This is a genomic window from Lysinibacillus sp. CD3-6 (assembly GCF_006351725.2).
Lineage (GTDB): Bacteria > Bacillota > Bacilli > Bacillales_A > Planococcaceae > Lysinibacillus.
The window spans coordinates 2,462,951-2,478,890 of record NZ_CP085880.1 but is presented as its reverse complement, the minus strand read 5'-3'; the positions used below and the strand labels follow the sequence as shown (position 1 = coordinate 2,478,890).

At 35.8% G+C, this 15,940-nt stretch carries 16 protein-coding genes, 1 pseudogene and 1 other annotated feature; of the genes and pseudogenes, 6 read left to right on the top strand and 11 right to left on the bottom strand.

Annotated features, from left to right (window positions below):
* Nucleotides 1–47: 47 nt before the first annotated feature.
* The 4 genes from FH508_RS11985 to FH508_RS11970 form a co-directional block, all read right to left on the bottom strand.
* Nucleotides 48–1,121, bottom strand: coding sequence for a toxic anion resistance protein (locus tag FH508_RS11985; protein ID WP_172771544.1), 1,074 nt, complete (start codon nucleotides 1,119–1,121; stop codon nucleotides 48–50).
* Nucleotides 1,118–1,768 (bottom strand): 5-bromo-4-chloroindolyl phosphate hydrolysis family protein, encoded by a 651-nt coding sequence (locus tag FH508_RS11980; RefSeq protein ID WP_172771543.1) that lies wholly within the window; start codon nucleotides 1,766–1,768, stop codon nucleotides 1,118–1,120. The genes FH508_RS11985 and FH508_RS11980 overlap by 4 nt, the downstream gene beginning before the upstream one ends.
* A 272-nt stretch (nucleotides 1,769–2,040) precedes the next feature.
* Nucleotides 2,041–2,322, bottom strand: coding sequence for an acylphosphatase (locus tag FH508_RS11975; RefSeq protein WP_172771542.1), 282 nt, complete (start codon nucleotides 2,320–2,322; stop codon nucleotides 2,041–2,043).
* Between the two features lie 42 nt (nucleotides 2,323–2,364).
* Entirely contained in the window at nucleotides 2,365–4,092 is a 1,728-nt protein-coding gene (locus FH508_RS11970; protein WP_172771541.1) for a globin-coupled sensor protein, read from the bottom strand.
* 83 nt (nucleotides 4,093–4,175) lie between these two features.
* On the opposite strand from FH508_RS11970, the gene FH508_RS11965 reads away from it, so the two are divergent.
* From FH508_RS11965 to FH508_RS11955, 3 genes are all read left to right on the top strand, one after another.
* Nucleotides 4,176–4,502 carry a DUF1033 family protein gene (locus FH508_RS11965; protein ID WP_370635621.1) on the top strand — a complete coding sequence of 109 codons (327 nt, stop codon included), beginning with the start codon at nucleotides 4,176–4,178 and terminating at the stop codon, nucleotides 4,500–4,502.
* A 223-nt stretch (nucleotides 4,503–4,725) separates the two neighbouring features.
* Nucleotides 4,726–4,926 carry a cold-shock protein gene (locus FH508_RS11960; RefSeq protein WP_004230088.1) on the top strand — a complete coding sequence of 67 codons (201 nt, stop codon included), beginning with the start codon at nucleotides 4,726–4,728 and terminating at the stop codon, nucleotides 4,924–4,926.
* A 205-nt stretch (nucleotides 4,927–5,131) separates the two neighbouring features.
* A complete protein-coding gene (locus FH508_RS11955; RefSeq protein ID WP_172771540.1) occupies nucleotides 5,132–5,611 on the top strand; it encodes a YkvA family protein in 480 nt (159 codons plus the stop codon).
* Nucleotides 5,612–5,764: 153 nt separating this feature from the next.
* Here the strand turns inward: FH508_RS11955 and FH508_RS11950 are convergent, their stop codons facing one another.
* From FH508_RS11950 to FH508_RS11925, 6 genes are all read right to left on the bottom strand, one after another.
* Complete coding sequence (locus FH508_RS11950; RefSeq protein ID WP_172771945.1) at nucleotides 5,765–6,046, bottom strand: hypothetical protein; 282 nt, start codon at nucleotides 6,044–6,046, stop codon at nucleotides 5,765–5,767.
* Nucleotides 6,047–6,056: 10 nt separating this feature from the next.
* Nucleotides 6,057–6,446: an SHOCT-like domain-containing protein gene (locus tag FH508_RS11945; RefSeq protein WP_172771539.1), complete on the bottom strand. Its 390-nt coding sequence runs from the start codon at nucleotides 6,444–6,446 to the stop codon at nucleotides 6,057–6,059.
* Nucleotides 6,447–6,459: 13 nt separating this feature from the next.
* Nucleotides 6,460–6,825 carry a DUF2089 domain-containing protein gene (locus FH508_RS11940; RefSeq protein WP_172771538.1) on the bottom strand — a complete coding sequence of 122 codons (366 nt, stop codon included), beginning with the start codon at nucleotides 6,823–6,825 and terminating at the stop codon, nucleotides 6,460–6,462.
* 293 nt (nucleotides 6,826–7,118) lie between these two features.
* On the bottom strand, nucleotides 7,119–7,997 hold the full coding sequence (locus FH508_RS11935) for a S1 family peptidase (protein WP_172771537.1): 879 nt from the start codon (nucleotides 7,995–7,997) through the stop codon (nucleotides 7,119–7,121).
* A 59-nt stretch (nucleotides 7,998–8,056) separates the two neighbouring features.
* On the bottom strand, nucleotides 8,057–8,728 hold the full coding sequence (locus tag FH508_RS11930) for a hypothetical protein (protein WP_172771536.1): 672 nt from the start codon (nucleotides 8,726–8,728) through the stop codon (nucleotides 8,057–8,059).
* A gap of 41 nt (nucleotides 8,729–8,769) precedes the next feature.
* Nucleotides 8,770–9,765, bottom strand: a complete 996-nt coding sequence (locus FH508_RS11925) for a S66 family peptidase (RefSeq protein ID WP_172771535.1) — start codon at nucleotides 9,763–9,765, stop codon at nucleotides 8,770–8,772.
* Between the two features lie 231 nt (nucleotides 9,766–9,996).
* On the opposite strand from FH508_RS11925, the gene FH508_RS11920 reads away from it, so the two are divergent.
* Nucleotides 9,997–10,470 (top strand): DinB family protein, encoded by a 474-nt coding sequence (locus FH508_RS11920; protein WP_172771534.1) that lies wholly within the window; start codon nucleotides 9,997–9,999, stop codon nucleotides 10,468–10,470.
* 96 nt (nucleotides 10,471–10,566) lie between these two features.
* On the opposite strand, the gene FH508_RS11915 is transcribed toward FH508_RS11920, so the two are convergent.
* A complete protein-coding gene (locus tag FH508_RS11915) occupies nucleotides 10,567–12,171 on the bottom strand; it encodes an ABC-F family ATP-binding cassette domain-containing protein (RefSeq protein ID WP_172771533.1) in 1,605 nt (534 codons plus the stop codon).
* 238 nt (nucleotides 12,172–12,409) lie between these two features.
* Nucleotides 12,410–12,626 (top strand) — a binding site (T-box leader).
* 43 nt (nucleotides 12,627–12,669) lie between these two features.
* Here FH508_RS11915 and argS point away from each other — a divergent pair.
* Nucleotides 12,670–14,348, top strand: a pseudogene (argS, locus tag FH508_RS11910) (arginine--tRNA ligase).
* Between the two features lie 168 nt (nucleotides 14,349–14,516).
* Nucleotides 14,517–15,701, top strand: coding sequence for an MFS transporter (locus FH508_RS11905; RefSeq protein ID WP_172771532.1), 1,185 nt, complete (start codon nucleotides 14,517–14,519; stop codon nucleotides 15,699–15,701).
* Nucleotides 15,702–15,940: the final 239 nt, after the last annotated feature.

Below are 15,940 nucleotides of genomic sequence, written 5' to 3'. Positions count from 1 at the left end.
CACGTAATTGTTGAGACACCCCTTTATATAATTTAGCGCTCATTTTCTTATTCCGTTGTCTTTGATGCTTTCATGCCAGCTACATCCTGTTGTAAATGTTGTTTTTCCTTTTCAGTAGCAGTATGTAAAGCAAAAACGTCTTGAATGGCTATTTTTAGCTCATGTTGTGTTTCTTTAAATTTCGATACTTGTTGTTCAAAAGTGGGGCTTGTAAACCGCTCATTTGTACGTGCAAGTCGTTCTTCTAGCTGTGCATAATGATGATCCATATTCATCGAAAGCATCATAGCTAATTGATTTTTCCAAAGTGGAATAAGTGTGACGATTGAAAACTCGATTTTCTCAGCGAGTGTTTGATTTGCCTGTTGAATCATACGTATTTGCGGTGCTGTTTGTAAAGCTACCTGCTGTGATACTTGTAAATCATATATACGCTGATCAAGACGTTCAAGTTGCGCTGTGAAATCATTGAGTTGCTGAATAGCAAGCGGTTGTTTAGTCGTTTGTACGATGCTAACTTTTGCGGGTAACTCCACTTCAATAGCCTGGTGTTTTTTCATCTGTCCAGCGGCAATCGCAGTTGCTAGCTCTTCAAAAAAACCACGATTATGTGTGTATAATTGCTCTAGCATTTCAACGTCTCTTATTAGCTGTAGCTGTGCACGTTCAAGTTGGACGCCTATTCGTTCAACTTGAATACTAATTCGTTCAAACTCAGTAAGGGTTTGTTTAACAGTTGGTTCTGTTTTACCGAACATTTTTTTTAAGAAGGAAGGTTTTTTAGGCTCCAGTGCAGCAGGGTCAACTCGGTCTAACGTTTGCATTAACGAATCAAGCATCTGTCCAATTTTGGTGACATCTTTGTCCTTCACTTGTGCAAGCATACGATCTGCAAATTGAGAGACAGCACGTTGAGAGTCTTGACCTAATGTTAATACAGACTCAAAATTAGTTAGGTCAATTTGACTTGCATATAAAAGTGCCCGACTTTGAGCAAGCGGTGATAGCGTTTCATAGGTAGTCATTGCCTCTTGATTTGACGATTTTAAATAGGTTTGTACAAGAGGTGAGATGCCTGGCAATGATTCTAATGAATAGATAGAATCTCTGTTAGCTGTCATTTTTCATCGCCTCGCCATTCCAGTTGTTCTTTCCTTCTTAAATTGGAACGGTTCGCGAATTCAATTTCCATTTGAAGATGATCAATATCATTTGAAAGCGCATCTTTCAAATCAATTTGAAATGTAGAATTTAAATCCGATAACGTTTCACGTGTTTTAGATAATGTAACTTGGATTTCTTTATCTTTGACTGGTTGCTTAGATAGCATTGTGTACTTATCTGTTAATTCAACGGCAGAAGGGAGGTGCGCATAAAAAAATGGCTCCACATTGTAAAATTTTTGCGGATCAGTTTTTACAATTTTCACGATATTTTTTGAAATACGAGTCATTTCGAGTAATTGTTTAAAAGCAGAAACTGAACGTACGCGTAAATAGTTTTGACTTAATGTTTGAATATGTTTGTTTGCAGTTGAAAGTTGTAATTCAATATGTTTGTACTCATCCTTTGTAATACCTGCTATGTGCATAACTTTCCTTTTTTGATTATGTTTTAGCAACGCTGTGCTCGTTGCATATGTTCCCGCGAACAATAAACCACCAAGGAAGAATCCTGGATTTACCGCAAATGCTGCGATAGAAACAGTTGATAGAGAAATTAAAAGGCTAGCGGTATGTCTAGAGAAAAACTGTCCGATACTGAGCATGGTTTTCTTCCTCCTTGCTTTTCAATATGTCTATCTTTTAATACGTAATAATCGACATAAAGTTTCAATAATATAATAGTGCTTTCATTAATTTTACTGCTGTTTGCTAAGTTTCTCAATGAATATACTCTTGCGAAAAAAGCTCTAAACTTGCCCAATGGTGTACTTATAACCTTTATAGTATGTTCGATCTATAAAAAGACCATTACCATTAGTCCGTTCATTTTAAGTTTTTCTTGCGTATAAAGGGAAGAGAAAAAAAGAAGCCAGACTTAAACAATGTCCGACTCCATACGTACATAACCTTTTAAATCGTCAAAAAGCTCTAAAGCAAATGAGTTAGAGTCTGCCTGAGGGCTAACACCCTTTTGAACAAATAGAAGGAATTCATCAATGGCTTTTTTTGAGCCTTCCACTTCTACTTCAATTTGGTCTTGTGCATTTAACTTGCAATAACCCTTTAAGCCAAGCTCAATTGCTTTTTGTTTAATAAAAAAGCGATAGCCTGTCCCGTAAACATCTCCGAAAAATTTAATCAGCGCTCTTTTGTTCACGCTACAACCTCCTAAAAGTAGTAGAAGGGTAGTCCCTCCAACTTACTGCATAACACGTTCTTTTTCCAAATAAGTAATTAAGTTATTAATATAGAATAGAACTCGTTCAGAGGCTTCATCTACCTCTTGCAAATGGTTACTAGCTTTATCGATATTACCAGCTTTAAAGGCTTCTGCAGCTAGCTTAGCCGATTGATGTACTCGTAAATGATATTGATCTAATTCACGATAATCTTGTAAATGACCAAATCGTTCAATTGTACGGGATGCAGTGTACCATTTACCTAGACGACATTCAGTATGTGAAGATACATCACTTGGTTGCACGTCTTCTAATCCAAGGAACATATTATAAATACGCCATTTCCATAAAATATGATCAGCTTTCGAAAGTTGCAATAGGGCAATGGAGGAAAGCTGGACATTATTATTGGAAATAATGTCATTACGGAAGCGATTAATCTCTTTTCCAAGTAAGTGAATATCGCTAGATGTATTAGAACTATAAATGCGAATATCATCTTGAAGGTTCGAGATTTCAATCATTCTGGCAGATACTTCATCAATGGCGGCTGCTTGCTCCTCAGAAATAGCAGCAGTGTTCGTAACATCAAGATTAATGCCTTCAATTGCAGCAACAATGGCATTTAACAATGGTAAAGATTCTTTTGCTTCAATTGTGGCTTCTTTTATAATTGATGTTGTCTCTGTAATGGAATGTGAAACATCATTTGAGTAACTTTTTAGATGATGAACATTTGTAGAAACCTCGCTTAAAGCAGTAACGGTTCCTTCAGCCAACTTACGTACTTCTTGGGCAACAACTGCGAAACCTTTGCCATGCTCACCTGCACGAGCAGCTTCAATCGAAGCATTCAGTGCTAGTAAATTTGTTTGATCTGCAATTTGGTTTATTAATGTTACAACGTGTTCAATATCATTTACACGTTTTTGTAACTCCGTAAACGATTCAACAATTGTAGTAAACGTTTCTTCTGTTTTAAAAATCTCGGATAAAGCATGTTCAATTGCATTTTTTCCTTTAACGGCATGGTCAACGGATTCCGTGGTTTTCTCAGAAATATGAGAAGACATACGGGCTACTTCATTGATTGAAGCGGCAATTTGCTCAGTTGCAGCTGTAGATGATTGAATTTCTTCGTTTTGCTTGTCTAAGCTATATACTAAATCTTTCATGTACATAATTTTTGCGTTGACATCCATAAGAGAAGAAATTTCAGAGACGACGTTTTCAACAATTCGTTCTGTTAGTACTTCCACAAGCAATTCTTGGTCAACATTGACTGCAGATTGGAAAGATTTCATATAGTCGAAAGCTTTGTTTGGTTTTAAACCAAAGTTATGTAAAATATACGTCGTAATATAAAAGGCAAATTGGTTGAAAACAACGATGAGTTTACCAGGTTCATAATGGTTTTTTCGAAACAAATTGAAAAACTTGACTGTTTCATCTACATATTCATCATCACGTGTAGCTAGAAAAAATTGAGTTAAATATTGATTTATATTTTCTTCGCTAATCGTTTGTTGGGAGGAGGGAGAGATCTCATTTAAATAATTTTTAAATATTGCATTCATAGAGGGTGTAATATCTTTTAATTTATAAAAGAGTGCTTTTAAATTTTCTTCATCTTGTAAATTAAAGTGATTAAAAGCCAATGTCTTATTGAATCGGCCAGTTGCACTTAAATTAGTACCACGCTTTAATAATTCATCTAGTTCGGCCTTAGGTCGAATACTTGAAAACATAAAAAAAACCTCCAAAATAAATAATGAATAATAAGGTAATAATAGCATATAGCAGGGTGTTTTAATAGACATTTCAGGAGCGTTTGCTAAAATTAGAATATCTTATTACAGCAAGGAATGTGGCAAATATGTATATAATACTTTACATGAAAGCTGATTATGAGCCTTGGTGGAAATTTGAAGGCTGGGAAGCTTTTATTCAAACGAAAGAAACGTTTGAAACAAAAGAACAATTTGAGCAAGCATTACAACGGAAATTAACTCATTTCCGTTCAGCATATCAACATGAGGCGAGTAAGGACGGAGGATATTGGGCTTTTTGGTCTGAAGACGAAAGTTTTTACTGCGAAGCCTGTGATGATGATGCACAAGTATATCATGGCATAATGGCATTTGAAGAGCATAGTTAAAATAATTTTCAAATTAACTAAAAAAACAATTTTCTTTATTTGACAAATTTATGAATGGTGGTATACTTAACTTAACAATTTAATTGCTTCACCGGAAACATGGATTCACATATTACAAAAAGTGATCGCGTTAGTTCGGTACTCTTTGTAATATGTGAATTTTTTTAATTCTGTTGAAGAAATTACATATTGTTCACTTTTATTTTTTTGGAGGTTTTTTCACATGAAACAAGGTACAGTAAAATGGTTTAACTCAGAAAAAGGTTTTGGATTCATCGAAGTTGAAGGCGAAAACGACGTATTCGTACACTTCTCAGCTATCCAAGGCGAAGGTTTCAAAACTCTTGACGAAGGTCAAAAAGTGGAATTCGAAGTTGTAGATGGCAACCGCGGACCACAAGCTGCTAACGTAACTAAACTTTAATTCTCAGTAATTAAAATTACTTTCGTTAAAAAAAAGCACCCTATTTTTATAGGGTGCTTTTTTTCTATACTTTCATCACATGCCGTATTGCAAATGTTGGTATTTTACTATTGACTTACTTTGCAATAACGCCTTTTTACCTACAGTTACGATTAAATTTTTGATTTTTGGGTAATAGGTAAAGAGAGCAGGAGGAGGAAGATCAATGGAAGATTATCGAAACATACCAAGTGAGCAGGAGCAAAAAGATTTTTATCAAAAATTGCGAAAAAAATTAGCACAATTTCTCGTATCAAAAACAGGAATGAAACACAAATATGCTGACTATTTGTTGTTTGTGCCTGATATTTTTCATTTATTAATTAAAATAGTAGCAGATCCTGCTGTTGACTCAAAAAGTAAGTCATTAATTGGGGCTACAATCGCGTACTTTATTTTCCCTATGGATTTTCTACCAGAAGGGATATTTGGCTTTGGAGGCTTTCTCGATGATATGATGTTAGCCACTTTTGTCCTTAATATGACGATTAATAAATTGGGTCCAGAAGTAATTGAAAAACATTGGACAGGGGATGAAAAATTACTGGAGCTTTTACAGAAAACCACTGAAACGAGTAATGAGCTTTTAAGTAAAATACCTGTAAAATCTATATTGACGAAATATATAAATAATAAATCTAAATAATATAATTATGTAAACTAAAATATTAAATAGACAAAACCCCCATACAATCACGTGAACTGCACCCCAATTGTTAGACACATCTAACAATTGGGGTGCAGTTCAACAATCATGATGGGGGTTTGTTGTCATAATTGAGCTTTTAATATGTTGATTTTATAATTTGACCTTAACTTCGGTCCCATCCTGCGCTTTAACATCTACTAATATAATTCCCTTATAATTTTTTAGTTCATTGACAACAGGTTTTAGTGTTTCTTTATCTATAAGTGGAATCGTAAAGTCTAATTTTTTTCTTTCGAAGTGCTCTTTTGTCCATTTATTAGCAATTTTATGAACAAACTTTGAAAATAAGATAGAAATAAGGATATTTAACATGGCATATGGAATTGGGATGATAAACTTAAAGCCATTTGTCTTCACTTTTACATGCATCATAAGCAATTCACTATTCGATAATGACTGAAACGGTATCCCCGTTTGCAGATTTAATATCAACAATTTGACCATCTAATTCATTTTCAATTGCTTCAATAATCAAGTTAATATCAATATCTTTAACGTATTTTTCCGATTGAGGGATACTTGCTGCAATGCTATGGCCAGCCATTAATACTACTTTGACAAGTTTTAGAGGTAAGTTGACCATCACATTATCATTCTCTGAAGAAACTACACGAACTTTTAATGTTTTATCTAAATATTTTGATGACTTTTCTAAAAGGTTGTTTCCTGTATCTTCTTTATCTTTCAACGCTTGAATAAGTTCCGATCCCTTTTCTGCATCAAGCTTTCCTTCTTGAATCATTGTTAACACTCTTGCGATTTCCTCTTTCATTATAAGTTCCTCCTTATTCCTCTTTTAAGAGCTTTATGGCTTCTTCTGGCGTAATTTCGCCATTTTCTAACATTGTGACGATTTTTTTCTCGTCCACTTCATTTTTCTTCTTTTGTACATATCCAAGCGACGAGATGATTTCCGTTAGCTTCCCTCGAACAGTAGGGTACGAGATTCCTAATTCTTTTTCAACTTCTTTAATATTACCTCTACATGTTAAAAATACTTCTACAAAATAAAGCTGATCTTTTGATAGTGAGGCAAGCTTTGATAATTCAAACTCATTTTCAATCGTAGTGTGACAGTGAGAGCAATGGAGCTTGGTAATTTTTAATGTTTTATTACAGACAGGACAATTCGTAATTACTTTATAAGCCATAGTGAAATTCCTTTCTTTAATTTAATTTGATTATACATTAAGGATTTAATAAAATAAACAATTATTTTCAATTTATTTAATCATTTAATTAATTATTTTAATTCATCGTTTAATATTATTGATTTATTTAAAGAATGTTTTAGTCAAATTAAAGTTTGTAGTTCAAAACTAAAAAATGACTAAATGTAAAAGGGAGAGTGTTAAAATACACCGTATGGGATGTGATTATAATCTCAAAATGTTGTGTGAATAAAAGATGAACCGTGTCATGTTATATCGACACGGTTCATCTTTTAAATAGTGTGTAACCGAAGCGGAGAAGCTTCTTTTGATTCCAGTGAGGGATTTTTTGAATTCTGCCTATATTGCTGGAAATAAACCTCTAACACATGTACAGGTACAAACAATCCAACTCGTCCATAGGGTTCCTTTTTCATCGTGGCGAAAATAATGCCGATTACCTCTCCATCGCTATTTAGAACAGGGCTGCCACTATTGCCTTTGTATACGGGTGCTTGCATCATCATGACAGGCTCCTGCCAATTTTCAAGATAAGTTTCTTTAAGTAATGTGCCTTTATTAGCAATACCTGTGAAGGACAGTGGGTTACCGATGAAATAAACAGACTCATCCTTTAGATAACTAGGACTATTTGCGAGAGTTAGTGAGGGAAGATTGCTACCCTTAACTTGCAAAAGTGCTAAATCAACTTCAGGAAAGCTTTGCAGTAACTGAGCTTCCATAAGCCCTTGTTCAGGAAATACAACGGACAATGTAAGGGCGTCTTCTACTACATGAGCATTCGTAACAATTAGACCATCAGGTGAAATAGCAAAGCCTGTACCTTTACTTGAGCCTGTAGAAACCTCTACAATCGCTTTTTTATATGTTTGAATATCTTCTTGTTGCGATAACTGGCTGGAGACCTTTATAAATTCGATAGCTGGAATGGAGTAAATTTGAAAAATAAGCGCAAACGTATTAAAAAATAGTACGAATGCCATAACCCACATCATCCATTTTATCATCGGTTTTTGTTTCTTAGTCTTTTTACCACTGAGGTGTCGTGCTCTTTCCTCAGCTAGCGCTTTTTGTTGCTCTGCAAGTACAAGTTCTATGAATTCCTCTTCTGTTAATTCTTCCTCTGTAGAGTGCTTATGTATGTCGCTCATGAATAGCTACCTCCTTACGTAAGAAAAAAGGCGCCAAGCAAGACGCCTGCTCAGTCATTTCATTCGATTTTTTGCAAAGTGGAAGTAATGGTAAATGATTCACCGTTATTTGTTACCATTTCGTCTTTTGTATAGATTAATCCCACACCTTTTGCAAAATAGTTAAAGGTCGTCATATTGTCCTTTGTTTTCTTCAGCTCAATGACATCGTGAAAAGTAGTTAAGCCCGTTGGTATTGAGGCTGTAGTCGAAAGAATTTCCCAACCATCGAAACGGTTTCCAACCTCTAATGGCAGTTGTAAAATGGTTTCAATAACTGGTAATGTTGCTATTTCTTGTGTTGTTGGCAATATTGGCGTTTCATCGACTGCTTCCATATAAACAAGTTCTACAGCAGACTTCGTAATCCGAAAGACCTTTAATAATGTGACACCACCGTTATTTTCTAATTGTGCTATTGTCATATCATCAATATAGGTTGTTTGAAGTGTGTAACTAGCAAACTCGTTCCCTTCCCCTTGAAAATAAGCAGTTGTTCCATCTGGAGGGAAATAGGTAGTGAGAAGACTACTAAATGGTCGATTCGTTGCTTGTTCTTTAACATCTTGTTGATCAGATTTAGTCGAATGGCTAGACTGTGGGTTTGTAGTCGGACTCGTTGTACAGCCGACAAGTATTATTGCTAGAGAAAATAAGAAAAAGATTCGAATATTATCAAACTCCTTTAGCAATTTTCTTTAAGTATACGTGAAGGAGTGCCTATATACGAATATTAAGTGAACCAACTTTCTAACAACAAAATGCGTTTATTTGTTGCATCTACTTTCACACGTAAGCCGATTGGCAATGGGTGCAGGGGATGTGTGTGACAACAATCTACCTCAGCCAAGATTGGTATAGGGTTCCCGTCCAGCAGTTCTACTAAAACATCATAAGGTTTTCGACCAGTTCCTTCATCATCATACTGCTCATGCTTGCCTAAAATAATCGCTGCAATTTTGTCGAAGTAGCCATGTAACTTTAACATAGCAAAGTTTTTTTCCACGACAGCAATTGTTTTGGATGTATCTTCTAATAATAAAATATCGCCTTCTTGAATTTGCGGGAAGTAGGGGGTTCCTATAAAGCCATACATCGTATTAATATTACCTCCGATTAATCGACCTTCGGCACTCCCTCGTTGAACAGTTATCCAAGAATTATCGTGTTGCGTTTTTTCTACTGTTTTTTCAAGCCAATTAACTCGGTCATCTGTCCAAATAGGGGGAATCGATACTTCATAAGGAATAGGTATAGTTTGCATAAAGAGATCGATGAAATATTGTTCTGTGTAATTCACAAATGGTGGGAATTCACCAAATGTAGATGCAACAGAAGGTCCATAAAATACTGGCACGTCGGTTTTAGCATAGAAGGCAAGGAGAATGGCCGTTACATCCGATAAACCAACTAGTATTTTAGGGGATTGTTGAATCGCTTCATAATCAATATAAGGCAACATACTATTGGCATTTGTGCCGCCCATTGTAGGCAAAATCATTTTCACTGTAGGGTCATGTAATAGTTCATTGAGCTCCTGTGCGCGTTCCTTAGGTGAACCAGAACGATAAATATCATGTTTGCCAGTTAATGAACCTTCTTTAATTGAAAAGCCAAGTGCTTGTAATCGTGCCTTACCTCGTTCATATCGAGTATGAGCAATAACGGAAGCTGGTTTTGAAGGCGAGTAAATGCCAATTGTATCGCCTTTTTGTAATGGGGAAAACATAAAATACCTCTTTCTATTAATTTAAGATGTAGCCCATTATACATGATTTAACAAAAATATGGGCAAAGTCTTTAACTTGAGGAAAGAGAGGTAAAAATCAACTGAAATTTAGAACAAGCGTAGTAAAGTTGGGATCTAATAATATTTTTATGTAAACTAATAGCGCAAACTTGCGATACAGTTAGGATTTTACTATGATAATAAAGAGTTAAAATTTGGGGGGGCGATAATATGTATCGACATGTAGATGATTTTTTAAGCGAATGGACGGTTGCAGCGGAAGGTACTGCTAAAGTGCTAAAAGCAATGTCAGATGAATCACTAAGTCAAAGCATTGTTGAAGGTCACAATTCTCTTGGCTGGTTAGGTTGGCATTTAGTTGGCGCTGCAGGCTATTTTAGTTATTTAGCAGGTTTAAAGGTACCTATGATTCGACAAGAAGATCCTATTCCAGCATCAGCAGGTGAAATTGCTGCGACATATGAAAAGACAGCTACAAGTATTAAAGAAGAAGCGGCTAAGCTGTCAAATGAAGAATTACTGGAGGAAGTGAAAGGTTTTAAAGGACCGATTACTCGAGGCGCATTATTACGTGCACTAATTGACCACCAAACACATCATCGTGGTCAAATGACCGTATTATTACGTCAAGCTGGCTTACCAGTTCCAGGTGTACTTGGACCAACAAAAGAAATGCAAAAATAGCAACAGGCAGCAAATACGAAAAGTATTTGCTGTTTTTTCATTCCTCTTAGAAAAAAGCTCTCCCAAGTGAATGGGGGAGCTTAATTGACGATTGGATTAGTTTAAGCCTTGGCTATCTTTCCACTCTAAAAACTCATCATATGTTAATTGTTTGTCTAAAATTGAACCATCTTCACGGATTTCAATGACACGGTTTGCAATTGTTTGAATGAACTGATGGTCATGAGATGTGAAAATCATCGCCCCTTTAAAGCGGATTAAGCCTTCATTTAGTGCTTGAATTGATTCAAGATCAAGGTGGTTTGTTGGTTCATCTAGTAAAATGACGTTGGCTGTTGCTAGCATCATTTTTGAAAGCATACAACGCACTTTTTCTCCCCCAGATAATACAGATGGAGATTTTTTCACTTCTTCACCAGAGAATAGCATACGACCTAAGAAACCACGTAGGAAGCTTTCTGTTTCATCGTCAGGTGAATATTGACGTAGCCATTCTACTAAAGACTTTTCTGAACCTTCAAAGTATTTATCATGATCGTTTTCGAAATAGCTTTGAGATGTTGTAACACCCCATTTAAATGTACCAGCATCAGCTTCTTTATCTTCCATTAAGATATCAAGAAGAGCTGTTTTAGCCATTGGGCTACCAAGTAAAACGATTTTATCATCTTTATTCATTGAGAAACGAATGTCTTTAAATAAAGTTTGACCGTCTTGACTTGCTGTAAGACCATCAACTGTTAATACATCATTACCGATTTCGCGGCCGATTTGGAAGTTGATGAATGGATATTTACGGCTAGAAGGTTTAATGTCATCAAGCTCAATTTTATCCAACATTTTTTTACGTGATGTTGCTTGTTTTGATTTTGATGCATTGGCAGAGAAACGAGCGATAAACGCTTGTAATTCTTTAATTTTTTCTTCTTTTTTAGAATTTTGGTCTTGCGCCATTTTTTGTGCTAATTGAGAAGATTCATACCAGAAATCATAGTTCCCTACATATAATTGGATTTTTGAGAAATCAAGATCCGCAATATGTGTACATACTTTGTTTAAGAAGTGACGGTCATGGGATACGACGATAACTGTATTTTCAAAGTTAATTAGGAATTCTTCTAACCATTGAATCGCTTTTAAGTCAAGGTGGTTGGTAGGCTCATCCAGTAATAGTACATCTGGTTGACCGAATAATGCTTGTGCTAATAATACTTTGACTTTGTCAGAACCTTCAAGATCACCCATTAACATGTAGTGAAGATCATCTGAGATGCCTAAACCGTTTAATAATGTTGCAGCTTCTGATTCAGCTTCCCAACCGTTTAGCTCTGCAAATTCACCTTCTAATTCAGCAGCACGCATGCCATCTTCATCAGAGAAATCTTCTTTTGCATAAATTGCATCTTTTTCATTTTTCACGTCATATAGGCGTTTGTTACCCATAATCACCGTATCAAGCACTGTATGCTCATCGTATTCAAAGTGATTTTGTTTAAGGACAGATAAGCGTTCGTCCTTACCCATTGATACATTACCTTCTTGTGCTTCAATTTCACCAGAAAGTATTTTTAGGAATGTTGATTTTCCTGCACCGTTTGCCCCGATTAAACCGTAGCAATTCCCTGGTGTGAATTTTATATTTACGTCTTCAAATAGTTTACGATCGCCATAGCGAAGACCTACATTACTTACTTGAATCATGCAAGTTCCTCCTTTTTTCACAATGGCTCTAGTATATCATGAAATATGTTCCATAGTCTATAAACATTATGACATCAACGTTTACCGCTCATAGTTCAGTACTATATAGCACAATTAATAGTACAAATTACTTGTTTTTCATTGAATAAAGATACAATTAATCACTTTTTAAGAAAATATATAGTTGTAGTTGACTTTCAAGATTGGATAATATAGAATATTCCAAAATCATTAGTTGTTAAATTCTGTGAAAAAGAAAGTAGTTCATTTTGTGCTGCTAAGCGAATTAGGGATGGTGTGAGCCTAATGCAGACTATTTGAATGAAACGCACTTTGGAGAAATTTCCCGAAATAGTAGTAGGGAATATCGGGGAGTCACCTCGTTATCAACAGAAAGTGGTCATAATTTTGGCAACTAGAGTGGTACCACGGGAATCTATGCTCTCGTCTCTTAATTGAGACGAGGGCTTTTTTTTATATAAAAGGGGGAATAAGTACATGAATTTACAAATTGCAAAAAGTATTGCTAGTACGTTAAATAATCAAGTGGAAGTAGAAGAGATTGAAAAAATACTTGAAAAACCTAAACATGTAGACCTTGGTGATTTTTCATTACCATGTTTTAAACTGGCTAAAAAGCTCGGGCAATCTCCTCAACTAATTGCATCTAATATTCAAAAAAACTTAACGTGTGATGTGATTCAGTCGGTTGAAATAGTCGGCGGATATGTCAATTTATTTTTAAATCAACACATCATTACACAACAAGTATTAAAGCAAATTGTGAAAGAGCAACATTTATATGGCACAAGTTTAACGAGAAAAGGCAATGTTGTATTCGATTTTTCTTCTCCTAATATTGCGAAGCCCTTTTCCATGGGGCATTTACGTTCAACTGTTATTGGTAATGCACTCGCCAATATCGCTGAGAAAAATGGCTATAACGCTATTCGTATTAATCATTTAGGTGATTGGGGAACACAGTTTGGAAAATTAATTGTTGCGTATAAACGATGGGGACATCAGCAAACAATTGAAGCTGCACCGATTGAGGAATTATTGAAAATCTATGTGAAGTTTCATGAAGAGGCAGAGCGAGATACTACTTTAATTGAGCAAGCGCGTGTTGCATTTAAAGCGTTAGAGGATAAGGACGAAGAAGCACTTGCGCTATGGCATTGGTTTAGAGAAGTATCGTTAGAAGAATTCAAAACACTATATCAGCTTCTAGGCATTCAATTTGATGCATACGATGGTGAAGCTTTCTATAATGATAAAATGCACACGGTAGTAAATGAATTACAAGAAAAAGGATTACTTACTCTTTCTGAAGGTGCGTATGTTGTTGAATTAGAGAAAGAGGAAATGCCTCCTTGTATTATTACTAAAACAGACGGTGCTACACTATATGCTACGCGTGACTTAGCAGCAGCTTTTTATCGTATTCAACAATATCATCCTGAAAAAATAGTTTATGTTGTAGGACATGAACAAACGCTTCATTTCAAACAGTTATTTAATGTAGTGGAGAAAATGGGTTACGATTGGGCAAGTAATTTAAGTCATGTAGCTTTTGGGATGATTCTAAAAGAGGGCAAAAAAATGTCAACGCGTAAAGGCAAGATTGTGTTACTCAATGATGTGTTGACTGAAGCAATTGCTACAGCAAAACAAAATATTGAAATGAAAAATCCCAATTTACAAAATAAAGAAGAAGTAGCGAAGCAAGTTGGTGTCGGTGCTGTGATTTTCAACGACTTAAAAAATTATCGCTTACATGATATTGAGTTTTCAATTGAGCAAATGATGCAATTTGAAGGCGAGACAGGACCATATATTCAATACACATATGCTCGTATTTTTCTATTTTAGAAAAAGCGAATGGGCAACTGGGGGAGATGACTTATCAACCATTAGGCGTGCAGGCATGGCCAGTCATTCTGTTACTAGAACAATATCCTCGCGTTATTACAATTGCTTATGAACAAGCTGATCCGTCAATAGTTGCTAAATATGCTTTACATTTAGCACGATCGTTCAATAAATATTATGCAACTAATAAGATATTATCGAATGATGTTAGACAAAATTCTCGTTTAGCTTTATGTCATTGTGTAGCAATGATTCTAGAAGATTCGTTAGCCCTTCTAGGCATTAACGCGCCTAAAAATATGTAATGTCTGATTTTAGCAATTTAATAAGGAATTCCCCGAAATATTGACGTTATGTAGAAAAAATGGTAAAAATAAATATAAGAAATCAGATGTCTGACAACGATAGTAGTGAATCAAGTGCAGGTTGAATGACGAATAATGAAATTGGCATGAAGAAAGGTATTAAATGTTATGAATAATAAACAATGGACGGCTTCAATAGTATTCGCTGTTGTTAGTATATTTTTCGTTGCCCTCAATATGCGACCTGCTGTAACGGGCATTGGCCCCTTGTTTAATGTATTAATGGAGTCGCTACAAGTATCCAATACACAAATGAGTCTACTAACATCCATTCCAGTGTTCTGTATGGGCCTGTTTGCACCAGTGGCTGTCCCGTTACAAAAACGTCTTGGTACGAAGTCTGCTATTGCATTGCTTTTAGCCCTGCTTGTATTTGCCAATGGATTACGGTTGTTAAAAGAAAGCTATGCATTGCTAGTCGTGACAAGTTTTATAGCAGGGTTTGCTATTGCCATTATCGGTCCGATGTTAAATGCATTTATAAAAGAAAAATTCCCGAGTCGCTTTACTACAGTTGTTGGGGTGTATTCTTTTGGTATTGGAACAGGTGCCACATTAAGCGCGGCATTAACAGTATCATTTTACAATGGCTTTCATCAAAATTGGACAGTTGCACTTGGTAGTTGGGCAGTGCTTGCAGTAATTGCTCTAATGATTTGGTTGCTTGTTATCCAAAACAAACAAGGTCATCATCAGTCTGTACAAGGAGAATATCCTAAAAAGGAAACTGCACGTAATCCGTGGAAAAACGGTCGAGCATGGACGATTTTACTTTATTTTGGTCTGCAAACATCGCTCTTTTTCTCTATGATGTCGTGGTTAACACCAATGCTACAAGATAAAGGCTTCTCACTTGTGACTGCTAGTTCGATGCTTACATTTCTATCTATTGTACAAATGATTGGAAATATTGTCGTACCGATGCTAATGGAAAAATGGCGAAGTCGCATTCGTTGGCTTCTAACATTAGCCATTATGGGAGTTATCGGCTTTGCATTATTATGGGTAGCAACAGGTTTAATGTTATGGGTGGCTGTCCTCATTATAGGGGTAGTACTTAGCGGATTGTTTCCTATCGGGTTATTATTACCGTTGGATGAAGCACGGAATAACGAAGAAGCAAACAGTTGGTCATCGATGGTAATGTCAGGTGGATTTATGATGAGCGCTATTATTCCAACATTAATCGGTTATTGCTATGATTTAACGGGCAATCATTCGTTTACCTATGCAATATTTTTAGTTTTAATGATAGGTATTATAGGTACATCACTCGTATTAAAGAAAAAATAAATACATGACGGGCATGCTTGAATAATAGGGCATGCCTTTTTTTAATAAATCATATTACAAAATGCATCCAGTAGTTCTCTCATGATGCCTAAATTATTCAGTTGATTGAAGTGGAGGGCGGCGACTCCTGCGGGAACACCACAAAATGTAAGACACAACAGACCGCGCGTTAGCGAGGGTTGTGGCTTACATTGTGCCCGCGGAAAGCGTCCGCCCGTAACGGAAATCAACGGCATTCA

What these genes read in the sequence shown, in the direction of transcription:
- FH508_RS11985 (WP_172771544.1), bottom strand. Translation starts at nt 1,121, where the DNA reads ATGACAGCTAACAGAGATTCTATCTATTCATTAGAATCATTGCCAGGC.
- FH508_RS11980 (WP_172771543.1), bottom strand. Translation starts at nt 1,768, where the DNA reads ATGCTCAGTATCGGACAGTTTTTCTCTAGACATACCGCTAGCCTTTTA.
- FH508_RS11970 (WP_172771541.1), bottom strand. Translation starts at nt 4,092, where the DNA reads ATGTTTTCAAGTATTCGACCTAAGGCCGAACTAGATGAATTATTAAAG.
- FH508_RS11960 (WP_004230088.1), top strand. Translation starts at nt 4,726, where the DNA reads ATGAAACAAGGTACAGTAAAATGGTTTAACTCAGAAAAAGGTTTTGGA.
- FH508_RS11955 (WP_172771540.1), top strand. Translation starts at nt 5,132, where the DNA reads ATGGAAGATTATCGAAACATACCAAGTGAGCAGGAGCAAAAAGATTTT.
- FH508_RS11950 (WP_172771945.1), bottom strand. Translation starts at nt 6,046, where the DNA reads ATGATGCATGTAAAAGTGAAGACAAATGGCTTTAAGTTTATCATCCCA.
- FH508_RS11945 (WP_172771539.1), bottom strand. Translation starts at nt 6,446, where the DNA reads ATGAAAGAGGAAATCGCAAGAGTGTTAACAATGATTCAAGAAGGAAAG.
- FH508_RS11940 (WP_172771538.1), bottom strand. Translation starts at nt 6,825, where the DNA reads ATGGCTTATAAAGTAATTACGAATTGTCCTGTCTGTAATAAAACATTA.
- FH508_RS11935 (WP_172771537.1), bottom strand. Translation starts at nt 7,997, where the DNA reads ATGAGCGACATACATAAGCACTCTACAGAGGAAGAATTAACAGAAGAG.
- FH508_RS11925 (WP_172771535.1), bottom strand. Translation starts at nt 9,765, where the DNA reads ATGTTTTCCCCATTACAAAAAGGCGATACAATTGGCATTTACTCGCCT.
- FH508_RS11920 (WP_172771534.1), top strand. Translation starts at nt 9,997, where the DNA reads ATGTATCGACATGTAGATGATTTTTTAAGCGAATGGACGGTTGCAGCG.
- FH508_RS11915 (WP_172771533.1), bottom strand. Translation starts at nt 12,171, where the DNA reads ATGATTCAAGTAAGTAATGTAGGTCTTCGCTATGGCGATCGTAAACTA.
- FH508_RS11905 (WP_172771532.1), top strand. Translation starts at nt 14,517, where the DNA reads ATGAATAATAAACAATGGACGGCTTCAATAGTATTCGCTGTTGTTAGT.